13 protein-coding genes are annotated in these 13,123 nt (G+C 43.2%); 9 read left to right on the forward strand and 4 right to left on the reverse strand.

Translation table 11 applies throughout. The features are described 5' to 3' along the window. Positions 1 to 846: hypothetical protein (locus tag AC5JL3_RS00545; protein ID WP_496072633.1), on the forward strand; the 846-nt coding region annotated here is incomplete at its 5' end. A gap of 197 nt (positions 847 to 1,043) precedes the next feature. Here the strand turns inward: AC5JL3_RS00545 and AC5JL3_RS00550 are convergent. Further along, positions 1,044 to 2,081: a hypothetical protein gene (locus tag AC5JL3_RS00550; RefSeq protein ID WP_496072634.1), complete on the reverse strand. Its 1,038-nt coding sequence runs from the start codon at positions 2,079 to 2,081 to the stop codon at positions 1,044 to 1,046. A 378-nt stretch (positions 2,082 to 2,459) separates the two neighbouring features. Next, complete coding sequence (locus AC5JL3_RS00555) at positions 2,460 to 3,383, reverse strand: nucleoside hydrolase (RefSeq protein WP_496072635.1); 924 nt, start codon at positions 3,381 to 3,383, stop codon at positions 2,460 to 2,462. A gap of 75 nt (positions 3,384 to 3,458) precedes the next feature. On the opposite strand from AC5JL3_RS00555, the gene AC5JL3_RS00560 reads away from it, so the two are divergent. From AC5JL3_RS00560 to AC5JL3_RS00590, 7 genes are all read left to right on the forward strand, one after another. Next, positions 3,459 to 4,232: an MBL fold metallo-hydrolase gene (locus AC5JL3_RS00560; RefSeq protein WP_496072636.1), complete on the forward strand. Its 774-nt coding sequence runs from the start codon at positions 3,459 to 3,461 to the stop codon at positions 4,230 to 4,232. A gap of 381 nt (positions 4,233 to 4,613) precedes the next feature. Next, positions 4,614 to 4,886, forward strand: a complete 273-nt coding sequence (locus AC5JL3_RS00565; protein WP_496072637.1) for a GlsB/YeaQ/YmgE family stress response membrane protein — start codon at positions 4,614 to 4,616, stop codon at positions 4,884 to 4,886. Between the two features lie 73 nt (positions 4,887 to 4,959). Next, on the forward strand, positions 4,960 to 5,220 hold the full coding sequence (locus tag AC5JL3_RS00570) for a GlsB/YeaQ/YmgE family stress response membrane protein (protein ID WP_496072638.1): 261 nt from the start codon (positions 4,960 to 4,962) through the stop codon (positions 5,218 to 5,220). A gap of 271 nt (positions 5,221 to 5,491) precedes the next feature. Further along, complete coding sequence (locus tag AC5JL3_RS00575) at positions 5,492 to 6,292, forward strand: glutathione S-transferase family protein (protein WP_496072639.1); 801 nt, start codon at positions 5,492 to 5,494, stop codon at positions 6,290 to 6,292. 411 nt (positions 6,293 to 6,703) lie between these two features. After that, positions 6,704 to 8,416, forward strand: coding sequence for a helicase HerA domain-containing protein (locus AC5JL3_RS00580; RefSeq protein ID WP_496072741.1), 1,713 nt, complete (start codon positions 6,704 to 6,706; stop codon positions 8,414 to 8,416). An 11-nt stretch (positions 8,417 to 8,427) separates the two neighbouring features. Continuing rightward, entirely contained in the window at positions 8,428 to 8,844 is a 417-nt protein-coding gene (locus AC5JL3_RS00585; protein WP_496072640.1) for a XisH family protein, read from the forward strand. Continuing rightward, the gene (locus tag AC5JL3_RS00590) at positions 8,832 to 9,167 is read left to right on the forward strand and encodes a XisI protein (RefSeq protein WP_496072641.1); all 336 of its coding nucleotides are present in this window, start codon (positions 8,832 to 8,834) and stop codon (positions 9,165 to 9,167) included. The genes AC5JL3_RS00585 and AC5JL3_RS00590 overlap by 13 nt, the downstream gene beginning before the upstream one ends. Before the next feature lie 158 nt (positions 9,168 to 9,325). Here AC5JL3_RS00590 and AC5JL3_RS00595 read toward each other — a convergent pair whose 3' ends face one another. Together AC5JL3_RS00595 and AC5JL3_RS00600 are read right to left on the reverse strand one after the other, a co-directional pair. Continuing rightward, complete coding sequence (locus AC5JL3_RS00595; protein WP_496072642.1) at positions 9,326 to 10,711, reverse strand: protein kinase domain-containing protein; 1,386 nt, start codon at positions 10,709 to 10,711, stop codon at positions 9,326 to 9,328. 273 nt (positions 10,712 to 10,984) lie between these two features. Then, positions 10,985 to 12,172 carry a DNA cytosine methyltransferase gene (locus tag AC5JL3_RS00600; protein ID WP_496072643.1) on the reverse strand — a complete coding sequence of 396 codons (1,188 nt, stop codon included), beginning with the start codon at positions 12,170 to 12,172 and terminating at the stop codon, positions 10,985 to 10,987. Between the two features lie 285 nt (positions 12,173 to 12,457). On the opposite strand from AC5JL3_RS00600, the gene AC5JL3_RS00605 reads away from it, so the two are divergent. After that, the gene (locus AC5JL3_RS00605; RefSeq protein ID WP_496072644.1) at positions 12,458 to 13,051 is read left to right on the forward strand and encodes a hypothetical protein; all 594 of its coding nucleotides are present in this window, start codon (positions 12,458 to 12,460) and stop codon (positions 13,049 to 13,051) included. Positions 13,052 to 13,123 lie beyond the last annotated feature (72 nt).

Genomic DNA, 13,123 nt, shown 5'->3' on the forward strand with positions numbered 1-13,123 from the left:
TTGGGAATTGGGAATTGGGAATTGGGAATTGGGAATTGGGAATTGGGAATTGGGAGAAGAAAACCAATGATGAGTCAACTTAAAATCAAACTTACAATTAGTGCGTTGCTCTTGCTTGTGGGTTGTGGTGAGGCAAAGAGTCCTTCAACGCAAACTCCAGAGACATCTCCTCCACCCGTCACTACCACTACACCCCAAACTACCAATTCTTCCCCAGTTGAGAGTCCAACAGTAGCGACTGCCCCTACTAGCAGCAACAGGCCTCAGGGCACAACAGCAGCAGCCCCTAATTCAACTGCACCTAATCAAACCAAGCTTATTTCAGCAGAGGGAATTGGTGAAGCGAAGGTAGGGATGACGTTCGGGGAACTCAAAAAGCGATTGGGGACGAAGGCGCAGTTTCAGGTAAAGTCACCCTTTATTGTTGATTTTGATGCGATCGCTATTGTCCAATCCGGGCAAGCGCAATATTACATTCTTTACCCAGCCGGAGTACCTTTAAGTGACTCCGATATCATTGAAGCGCTAGTCACAGATAATCCTAACTACCGAACTGCTCAAGGCATTGGTTCTGGAACACCAATCACACAAGCTGAGGCAGTTTACGGAGAGGCAACCTTATCGTACAGCACTGTTAATGAGTCGAGAGAATACGTCAAGTTTGCCAAAGACCCTTCAGAAGCGATCGCCTTTCGGGTTGCGGCACCGAAAGGACAGCAATTTGCCGGAAATTATCCCTCCTCCACAGCAGAATTAAAGGAAACAAAAGACTTCCAAAAACCAGCATCTATCGGCTTTGTTGAAGTTTATTGTAGACAAAACTGTCCTCTTCCTTCGCCAAATTAATAGAAGCAGAAAGCTGTCAGCTATCAGCCATCAGCTTTTTTGTTTTCCTAACTCCAAGGTGGTTTAAAGTTTGAACGCGAATTTCCGATGACACCACAATGCACCCCTTCAATTTCTGCTACGTTTGACCTCTACTTATCAAAATTATCGACTGTGACAGTTGGAAGGGCGGAATATGGGATTGATGCGACTTGAGCCTATTTGAACACATCACTAGAAAACATCTCTGTCAAGGTACGCAGATAAGGTATAAAGGCTGCCATATCGTCTGGAGATAGACGATCATGCATATCCCAACCTAGAGTTTTTATCATGTCTTGCACTAATCTCCAGCTCACGCGCAGACGAGGATATAGCATCACGCATAAGGGAAAGAGTTCTCGCTGCACCGAGTGAATATCATCCTCTAACACGCATAGGCACAGATAAACCTGAAACATCTCAACATCCCGAATGCTAGCTGTCTTGACGGTGATGCTATTTAGAGGACCACTGTAACTTGCGTATTTGGGATGTTGACGGCATATCTGTTGACAAACCGAGACAGCAATTTTGCTACTAACAGGTAGAAGATGCTGAACGGCACTTAGCGCTGGAGAATCAAAGGAATGGTTCGCAGCAGCTTCGTATGCCGCCTGTAGTGGCATATACATGTGGTCATCCATCACCTTCAAGTAAGGTATCCACAGCGCTTGTTCTGCGGGGGAAAGCCACTTCAGCAACATCTGACCTGTGTAGTGGAACTGCATACTGACGAAGCCAATTGCACGGCGGTCAACACTTGTATATTTTTGCCGTACCTGACCAAAGTCTTTACTCACAACCACAGACAAGCGTCTTGGTGTTGTGTGTTCTGAATAAGCCGCCAAAGCTTTTTGAAATAGGTGACGGGTATCTGCAGCAATCTGTAAGGGATTGATCAAGTTTGGGTCAATACCGTGACGACGAATCTCTTCTGAGAGCAACGTTTCCGTCAAAGACCAAGCTTGAGCGCTAGCCAACGTTAAGTTTTGCCTCAGCTTATCAGACGTGCGCTCTCGACCTTCTTTAGATGTAACCTCTTTGAGATTTTCATCTTTTTCAATCGATGGCTGCTCCTCCATACCTGTAACGGAAACATAATATTTCCGTGCCCAAAGAGCAGCAAGAGAATGCACGTTTGATTTTGACGACTGACGGGCTGAAATCTCAGGAGAGTGAGATGCGGACACGGCGGATGCTAATTGGTGAGTCATATAAAACATCCCGCTAGAAACCCAGTTTCTTATAGGGAATATGGGAGGAAAGCGGGGCGGGTGATGTCGCTTCCTTTATAGATAACTGTAGATAAATTGGTTCTAGTTCTTAGGGATATAGGTTAGGAACTAGGTAAAATGCGCTTGTGTTAGATGTCTTCCCTAGAAGGGGATCTGCTTTGGCTTGGCTGGATGACCCTGTATGAAAAGAAACGATAGCATATTAGTACTTTTACCTATTTTACTTATTTCTAAGTAAAAAGATTTACGAATATTAAAATAACTAAAGATTTCTCAGAATTCTCCTGAGCGATTTGACCAAAATGCCTTCTGCTCTGTCACAAGAGTGTAGAGTCCCAAAAGCTGTACATTCATTGATTAGCGTGCCCATTGTTGCAAGATGTAGGCATAGTATTGTTCCTTCTTTACCTTATTCATCGCTTGAATTACTCTACCGCCAGACTTAACTTTGGTTTGTCCCTGACTCTTGCCGCTTGTCACAATTACGGTTTCCCAATCGCGTAGTTCATAAAACTCTGGATGAGCTAAATAGGCGGTAGCCAGAACATCCCAGAAGTAATAATCTTGCGTTGTCACGAGTGCATAACATTGCCCTGCGAAATCTGAGAGAGGATATCGACGTTGTTTTGTTAGTTGACGGACAAATTCTGTTGTTACTGGCACCGTGTTGGTGATATCCAAGGGACACAGCACAATTGGAATCTGTGTCTGCCACACCCGATAAGCAGCAACAGGGTCCCAGTAAACATTCCATTCTGCTGAACCATCCTGACCTGGCTCGATGTCTGGAGCAATGTTGCCAGGAACATTAATCGCACCACCCATCCAAATAATCTGTTTGATTTTGGCTTCGATCCCCTTGGCTAGATCAAGGGCAGACGCTACGGTTGTCAAGGGACCTGTCACGAGTAATGTTACTGGTTCAGGTGCCTCAAGTAGTACGCGCACCATGAATTCTTGACCGGATTGGGTCAACACAGGTGTCTGAATCTCTTCGGGTTCGTTAAGGATGGGGAGATGATCAACGACAAAGGAATCGCGGCGGTAGAGGGTGGGAAAAGGATTGATACCCCGCACGGTACTCTCTGCAACGGGGATGTCTGAACGCCCGACCAAATCCAAAATCTTGCGTGTGACGCTTACAGCAGGTTGGATGTAGCAATCGGCAGGAGTAACAACAAGACCAATCGGCTGGATGTGTTCCATCGTCAGCAGCAGCAGTAGGGCTAGATAATCATCTACACCGCCATCGTGATCCATTAGCACTAGCTGTTTCGTCATAGATGTCTGCCTAAACTAAAATTATTAATCAGTTCTTTTACAATTTTTAATAATAAATCTAATAATTAAACGTCCATGCACCTAACTTATTTCGGAGCAAATAGCTGGCTAGTTGAACTGGGGTTGCAACGGATACTGATTGACCCTTGGCTAGTTGGTTCGTTGGTTTTTGGCAATTTGGGTTGGTTGTTTAAAGGTGAGCGATCGCAACCACTAGCTTCTCTACCCGATAAGATTGACTTGATTATTCTCTCTCAAGGTTTAGAAGACCATGCTCACCGACCCACATTAGAGCAACTAAACCGGACAATCCCTGTTGTTGCTTCTCCCAGCGCGGCTAAGGTAGTGGAACAGTTAGGCTATACCCAAGTAACGAGTCTTAGCCCTGGTCAGACATTCACTCTAGCTAATCAAATTGAAATTCGAGCGTTACCAGGAGCACCGATTGGACTACAGGTAGAAAACAGCTATCTCCTGAAGCATTTGGATAGCGCGACAACGCTCTATTACGAACCACATGGTTTTCCTCCGGCTGAGTTAAAAAAATATGCACCTGTGGATGTTGTCATTAGTCCTGTGGTGAGTTTAGAGTTGCCGCTAGCTGGAGCAATCATTAAGGGCAGTAAAACGGCTTTGCAGCTCGCTCAATGGCTGGAACCACAAGTATTTCTTCCAACGGCAGCGGGTGGTGATGTGAAGTATGAAGGATTAGTGAATTCTTTGCTGCGTACTGTTGGGAGTGTGGATGAATTGCGATCGCAACTGGCTCTACACAACCTGCAAACCCAGGTAATTGACCCTCAACCTGGAGAACCGATCAACTTAGAACTCTTGCATCGGGTCTCTTAAAATAAACTCCAGTCACACTTTACAAAATATCTTGTAACAGCATGATGTTGCTTAAGTCTAGTAATCCTGACTGGGACAATATTCTTGATTTTTAAGGGGAATAGCTGAACCAAAGTGCAGAACTGCCTTATTTTGCATTATTAGGAAATAGTTTTTCCTCTTAAATAAAGCCTCAATAGTACTAAAGTATTAAGATTAAATGATTGATTGAGCAGCGAATGCTCATTAACTTCTGCCTCTTTAGTAAGAAAAGATTTAAAACTACCTAATATTTCTCTACCTTTCGATTATTCCCTCTGATAGAGGTGCCTAGCTTCTTAACGTTGATATTCTAGGTGCATAAAGAGAAAAGAAAACGTTGATAAAAAGGAAGAAGAAGATATGGGTATTATTGCTTGGATTATTTTAGGTTTAATTGCAGGTGCGATCGCCAAAGCCATTTATCCCGGTAACCAAGGTGGCGGTATCCTTGCCACGATGGCTCTTGGTATTGTCGGTGCCTTACTTGGTGGTTGGCTGGGTAGCGCTCTAGGTATAGGAGGAGCATCAGCCGCTTCAGCCGGAGCCTTATCGATACCTGGTATTATCTTTGCGGTTCTAGGTGCAATGCTCGTTATCTTCATCTGGGGCTTAGTAACCAGACGAGCTGCATAAATCACTCAAAAAGCTTTGTTCTAAACATAAACGAGAAAAAAACGTTAATCAACTAAGTTAAGGAGAGAACCAAATGAACATCATTGCTTGGGTTATTTTAGGTCTAATTGCTGGTGCGATCGCTAAAGCTATTTACCCAGGAAATCAAGGCGGCGGTATCTTCGCAACAATTGGTTTAGGGATTTTAGGTTCTCTAGTTGGAGGTTGGCTAGGTAGCACGTTACTAGGGATCAGTACATCAGGAGCTTTCAGTATTCCTGGTATCCTCTTTGCTGTCATTGGTGCCCTGATCCTTATCTTCATTTGGGGCTTAGTAACCAGACGCGCCGCCTAAACAGCTTCAAAAGCTTTCCTAAATTGATCGCTCAAGTATTTTCCCCCATCTCTTCAATGGGGGATTTTCCATGAATTTAATTTTTAAGATTTAGAAATACCTGAAATTTTGTTGAGTGTGCATAAGTTAGTTAGCAAATTTAATGATCAACTTAAATCAGTCTCTTGAGTAGAATGGGCAAAACCCTACTCAGGAATCAGAAGGTAACAAGTAGCAACCTGGAAACGTTAAATTAACAGTGTTTCCCAAGTAAACGGCGAGGAGATGTAAGATGTTGGAATTGTACCAATTTGAACTGTCGCAATACTCTGAAAAAATACGGCTAATCCTGGATTACAAGGGGCTAGCTTATCGCAAAATTGAAGTCACCCCAGGAGTAGGACAGCTAGATCTCTTCCGACTGTCTGGTCAACGGCGAGTACCAGTCCTCAAAGATGGAAGTACAGTGATTAGTGACTCCACCGCGATCGCAATGTATTTGGATCGCAAGTACCCAGACAAACCCTTAATCCCAACAGATCCTAAAGAACGTGGCTTATGCTTGCTCATGGAAGAATGGGCAGATGAATCGATTGGTCTTAAAAGTCGTAAGGTGTTGTTTGGCGCATTAAGCCAAAATCCAAGCTTCCGCACCTCAGTTTTACCCAATACCGCGCCTGATTTCCTCAAGACTGTCGTAGGTGCTGTTCCTCCAGAACTTCTTGACCTCTTGGGTACTGGTGTTGGGTTTGGTGGAGAGGCGATAAAAGAAGCAAAAGATGGTCTGAAGCAAGATTTAGAAGCCTTGAGTCTGCTGCTTTTAGATCGTCCCTATCTGGTTTCAGATACCCCTTGCCTTGCTGATTTTGCGGTAGCAGGCTTAAGTATGCTACTCAAGTTTCCTGCGGGCCCCTACCTGGATTTGCCAGAAGCCCTTAAAGGTAAGGGAATTCCTGGTTTAGCCGATAGCACTCTTTACGAAACATTTTTCGATTGGCGCGATCGCATCTATGCTGATTACCGTAAGCCATTGACAGCTTCTACTACCACACCAAGTAGTGGTTCTGCACCGACATCAATTGAAATTGATTAGAGTCGGTTTAGGACTTACGCAAAATTATTCATCAAAGGCTAAACGCTAGCTGTAGCAGGGTGTGTTTTTTAACGCACCCTGCTACTAGATTTTCTGCGTAAGTCCTGAAATTAATTAATGATGCAGTATGACAAAAGGCAGACGGTAGAGGGGATGCATATTGACGGGACTTGGTTTCAGTATGAAAGCGAGAGTCAAGAGTCGTCTTGGCGACTGCTATAGATGCCACTAGATGCAAAATAATGGTACTTATGTACTATTAGCAGGTATGATTAGTTTCCTTTGTGTTTTGAAGGTAACTGACGGTTGGGGAATAAAAAAAGAGCTGTCAGTTGCATTTGACAGGGCAAGAATACGAGATAAGTAAGTTAAACCTGAGATATGCTTTCTAGCATTAGAACAGTTGCCGCGATGAATTTAGATCAGCCATTAGGCTCAGTTATTCAAGGTTCTCTTTCCGCAGGATTGGAAGTGCGTTTGCACCCTGATGTCTCTGTGGAAGAGATGCGAGTTGGCAAATTTTTGGTAGTCCAAGGCGTGCGATCGCGCTTTTTCTGTATGCTCACTGATGTCACTCTAGGAACATCCAGCCAACGAATTCTTGCCAACCCTCCCAGCGCTGACGATGACTTTTTACGAGAAGTTTTGGCTGGTAGTGGCACGTTTGGGACAGTTAATCTCACGCCAATGCTGATGTTTACGCCACAAGAGTTGAGCAATGGGAAGTCAGCCATTGTCCTTAATGGAAACACTTCACTTGGCTCCTTTCAAGCCCAAAGTAGCGAGAGTATGGAATTGTTGCCAGTGAAAACAATTCCTAGCCACTTCTCTCAGGTATATGACGCAAGCGATCGCGATTTTCGTGCTGTCTTTGGTTGGGAAGATGACCCGACTCGGCGGAATTTTGCCATTGGTCAGCCCCTTGACATGGACGTTCCCGTATGCATCGATTTAGATCGATTCATCGAACGCAGTAATGGTGTCTTCGGCAAATCTGGCACGGGAAAATCTTTCCTGACTCGGTTACTACTATCGGGAATTATCCGCAAGCAAGCGGCAGTTAACCTAATTTTTGATATGCACTCGGAATATGGCTGGGAAGCCGTCTCGGAGGGCAAACAATTCAGCACGGTAAAAGGCTTGCGCCAGCTATTTCCCAGCCAGGTGCAGGTTTACACCCTCGATCCCGAATCAACCAAACGTCGGGGGATACGTGATGCCCATGAACTTTATCTCAGCTACGACCAAATTGAAGTCGAAGACATCATGTTGGTGCGTCAAGAGTTAAACCTTTCTGAGGCAAGTTTGGAAAATGCGATCATTCTCCGTAACGAGTTTGGCAAATCCTGGATTACTCAGTTGCTCAATATGACCAATGAAGAAATTCAGATGTTTTGCGACGAGAAGCGAGGCAACAAATCCTCAATCATGGCATTGCAGCGCAAACTGCTGCGCTTGGATGAGTTGAAATATATGCGTAGCGCTTGTCCACATAACTATGTCGATCAGATTTTGCAATCCCTAGAAGCGGGTAAGCATGTGGTGGTGGAATTCGGTTCCCAGTCCAATATGCTGTCCTATATGTTGGCAACGAACGTGATGACTCGCCGCATTCATGGCAGCTATGTACGCAAGGCAGAGAAGTTCTTGCAGTCGAAAAATCCAATTGATCGCCCCCGCCCACTCGTCATTACCATCGAAGAAGCACACCGTTTCCTCGATCCCGCTACAGTTCGTCAAACAATCTTTGGGATCATTGCCCGTGAGATGCGTAAATACTTTGTCACCCTACTGGTAGTCGATCAGCGTCCTTCTGGGATTGACAACGAAGTGATGTCCCAGATTGGTACCCGTATTACAGCCTTGCTGAATGATGACAAAGATATTGAGGCAATCTTTACAGGGGTATCTGGGGGGCAAAGTTTGCGATCGGTACTTGCCAAACTCGACTCCAAGCAACAAGCCTTAATTCTAGGTCACGCCGTCCCGATGCCAGTCGTGGTGCGGACTCGTCCTTATGACGAAAAATTCTATGCCGAAATTGGTGATACAGCTTGGGATGAAATGAGTGATGAAGAAGTATTCGCTGCTGCCGAAGCTGCTAAAGCTGATTTGGGGTTTTGAGGCTATAGGCAATGTCTGCTAAAGATGTCTTTCACAACGCTGTAAAGAACGCCCTTCAAAAAGAAGGGTGGCTAATTACTGATGACCCGTTGTTCATTCGCTTTGGCGGCATTAACATCTATATAGATTTAGGTGCAGAAAAAGTTATCGCTGCTGAGAAAGACGGACAAAAGATAGCCGTTGAGATTAAGAGTTTTCTAGCACCATCTGCCATTTCTGAGTTTCATTTGGCTCTGGGACAGTTTTTGAATTATCGTTTAGTCTTGGAAAGACAAGATCCAGAGCGGATTTTATATCTAGCTATTACTGTGGATGCTTACGATACTTTCTTTACTCTTCCCTTTACCCAAATGGCAATCCAGCATCATCAACTCAAGCTAATCGTTTATGAACCTGAGACTGAGGTGATTGTCCAATGGGAGAAGTAGACGAATATCGCCAACATATTCAAAACTTACTGAGAGAATACGCTAGCTATAAGTCAGCGTCTGAAGATGTTGAATCCCAAACCATCTTTGATAGTGAACATGACCATTATCAATTAGTTCATGCTGGCTGGAATAACAAAAGACGAGTATATGGTTGTGTGTTGCATCTAGATATCAAAGATGGCAAAATCTGGATACAGCACGATGGCACTGAGATTGGTATTGCTAATCAATTAGTAGAGCTAGGGGTTCCTAAAAGCGATATTGTCTTAGCGTTTCATTCACCCTTCAAAAGGCAATTTACAGAGTTTGCAGTAGGCTAAGAGACTATTTCTAAACAAATGTTAAGCGACTGTCAAAGCTTTCCTATGCAAGAATTTCACCGCTTCAAGGCTAAACCTGAGATTTCTCAAGTTCCAACCTGCCTTCTACAAGAGTGAGACACTATCTTACTTTAAAAACAGCCTTTAAGGCTTAGAGACTATAATCCACAAGTCTCGATGCGAGAGAAGAGGCGAAAACTCCGCCAATCTTCCCCAAAATACTGCATACTCCAACCCGATACCATCCACCAATCTGGGAAGTACCCCTCCGGAGCTTCAAGGGTAGGACGAGAGTTCATTGAAGTAAACAACCAAAACCCGCCTCTAAGCCATCCGACACCCTCACCAAAACGGCATTCTGCTTCTGCGTCATGAGTATTCGTACCACCAACGCTCTGCCAGATGCGCTTCTGTACGCTAAAACCAAAGCGTTCAGCGCTGTATTTAACCCAGAGCTGGTCAATGGTGCGAAGGTAGATACAGGGGAATCTTTCAATGTTTTCGAGTTCCAGGCAGCCCTCCTCTTCTTGACCAGCTATCTGGAGCATTACAGATATAGTTTCTTCATTAGCCTCTCTCCAGTTATTAGCTGCAAATAGATCCCTTAATCTGCTGAAATCTATCCCTAATGCTGAACTCAGATGAGCAGGGGGTGCTTCTGTCTGCTGGATAACCAAAGCTTTAAGAACTTCCTCTGCTGATTGGTAGCGCTGACTGATATCTGGTTGCAATAGCTTGGTTAGCACACGCCTCAGTGTATCGCCTATACCGCTCTTGTTCAGATTAATCCTGAGATATTTTTCCCAATCACAATATTGGGAAAATACCTTAGAGGGGTGAGTGTTAGTCAGCAGATGAAAGCAGGTTGCACCTAAACCGAAGAGATCGCTAGAAAAGTAAGCTTTGCCTTCGCTTTGTTCGGGTGCTGCGTATCCTTGAGTGCCTATCACAGTTCCAGTTCTTGCCAAGGCAGTCTCAGTGGCAAATTTAGAAACACCAAAATCCACTAAGAAAAGTTTGCCATCAACCTGGCGACGAATGATATTGGCAGGCTTAATGTCCCGGTGAATAACCTGCTGGCTGTGGATAAACCTAAGCACAGGCAGCAAGTCATTGAGCAAGTGCCGAATCTTGGCTTCGTCAAAGGCGCCTTCCTGTTTCAGTTCCTGAAGCAAATTCTGTCCGTCGATAAACTCTTGCACCAAGAACAGACCAATGCCTAGCTCAACGTGGGCGAACAGTTCAGGAATTTGAAGATGTTGTTTGCCAAGCTTCTCCAGTTGCACTGCTTCTTGAACAAATAATTCTTTGGCTTTCTGAGCATTTAGACCACTTTGGTTAAAGAATTGCTTAATCACGCACTGCCGCTTCGACGGCATATCCTCATCCACTGCCAAGAAGGTTTTGCCAAAGCCACCTTGACCAATTGGTTCAATCGCTCGATAACGCTCTTTTAGCAGCAACGGTAAGCCACAACTTTGGCAAGAGTGTACATCATCTGGATTTTCAGGTTCCGGGCAACCAAGATTGAGACAATAACTCATGCAGGCAGGTAGTTAGGAAGTCTGTCTTTATTATTGCCTCGCCAACGGTGTGATGCTCCTGAGTACACGGCTGTCATACCTAGATGGAGTTAGTTTTCACACTTTGGGATCGTTGAGCAAGTCTTGAGCTTAGTTCTCATCGCGATCGCATAAATGCTGCTCAAGAGAAACGCGATCGCATTTAGCTACCGTAGTTTGAGTGACTTGGCGCGATCGCATTTTCATGGATTACACACAGTTGACGAGTCTGCTTTGCATCACTATCACTAAAACTTAAGGGTTACTCTGAGATATAACCGAGGCGATTCTTATGGTTTGATGTTCATCTACATTTTCTCTGTAAGAAAAAGCCGTAGCTCTAACTGAACTTACATCTTGAATGGAAAGAGTTTTTTCCATTAAATCTTTACACTGATCAAGTTTAAGTATTGCTTCCCCAATGGCTTTAGCTAACAGAGGTGGAACTGCGTTACCAATTTGCCTCCACTGTTGATTAAGACTTCCGCAGAAAATGTAATCGGGAGGAAAAGATTGAATTGCTGCAGCTTCTCTAGCAGTTAAATAACGATTTTCGATTGGATGATAATAACTTGTACGATTTGTATTAATTGTGCCAGAACAACTATTTCTGCTAAGTCTGTTTAGCTTTGCTTCTCTAAATCTTTCTTCATGAAGCTTTTCCCAATCTACGTCAAACCATAATTCTTTAGGAAGGTACGCTACCTCATCTTTTTCATACCTAACACTTTTTCCTTCAGGGATAAACTGGAGCCGTTTCTTTTCTATCTCATTAGGTATTTGGGCACTGTCTAGATCATGATTAAAAGCTCTACCATTAACTTCACATAGGTTTCTGAATGCCCAGTCAACAGTTCTGGGTAAAGGTAAATTAGTACATTCGTTTTCTGAATTCTTAAACAACTGCTCTGGATAGATGTTAACAACACCAAATTTATTTCCTAGGAAAATAGTTCTTCTCCTCTTTTCCGGTACTCCATACTGATGTGCTGATAAAACTTTAACATCAATGGTATAACCTAAATTTGTAAAACATTTAATAATTGTATTTAAGGTATTCTCGTTCTTTTTTGCAAGAAGACCTGTCACATTTTCCATTAAAATATAATCTGGCTTGAAGGCTTCGACAAACCTGACAAACTCCCAGAAAAGGAAGTTTCTTTCGTCTTCTTTATTGTTTTGACCAATTGTTGAAAATCCTTGGCAAGGAGGACCGCCGCAAATAAGATTTACCTTTTGATTTCCAATAAGCTCCTTTATAGATTCTGTAGATATTTCTCTAATATCGCCAGCAATAGCTTTGGCATATTTGTGATTTAATTTAAAAGTTTCAATAGCCGTCTTATCTTGATCGATCCCCAGCAAGCATTTGAACCCAGACATTTCTAAGCCGCAGGAAAGTCCTCCGGCTCCTGAGAATAAATCTATAAATAGTTTTTTCATTTTTAATCCTCAGACCACAGAAATAACAAGAGAATCATCAAGTCATTTTATTAAATTGGATAATTAGCTAATTTTCAAGCTAGCTTTTTAGCTAAGATATAATGTACCTAAAGTCGGTTACGGAAAACATGCAAAATGGCACAGACACAAAGAAAGCCAGTATACATACAGCCAGAGCATTATAAAATTCTGGGGTACATTGCCTTTGAGCAATGTCATAACATAATACAAAGAGTTTTAGGTGTTCCTTGAAAAAATCGTCAACAACCTTTAGGAGGCGCAAGTGTGGCGGGTAATGAAAAAGCGATATGTGAATTTCTCTTCTCAAATATGGGAAGTATAAGTCTCAGGCACATTGGTCAACTTGTGGAAATAGGAATACCTTTAAGTAATCGACCAGGCTATCGCTCAGCACAATCTTTAGATGACATATCAGAAATATTAACTACGGATTCTAGAAAAAAAGCAGATGTTTATCTCAATAGCACAGGGGTTTCAGTAAAACAAGCCGGAGGATCGTTTGCTTTTAATCGTTTACAGAGAGCAAATATCCTTGAAGTATATTCAACTCTAGGATTGACTAAGCCTCAATCAAAAATAACTCAGATAGATAGAGAGATTAAAAAATTCCATGAGGGTCTTCTTCCAAATAGAAATCTCCCTTGGCAAGAATTTCTATCAGAAAAAGATTTTAAAACGCTTTTGAATTATTTGATGATGCTAGGAAGTCCCAATATAGGAAAATCAATTCACCCAGCAGAGTTTATCTTAGAAGCACCAGCAATAAATATAAGTATATCAGAGGTTTTCTTTTACTCGTTTGATGAGTACTTCGAGACCTACAAAGAAAATTTTCAAATAGCTATTAGAAGGCAATGAGTAGGGCAGTCCAGTAATAGTGAACATCAAAGGGCTTTAGGTCTTTCAAGCAAGCCAGGGAATTTTCCTTGG

The organism is Symplocastrum torsivum (assembly GCF_059505465.1).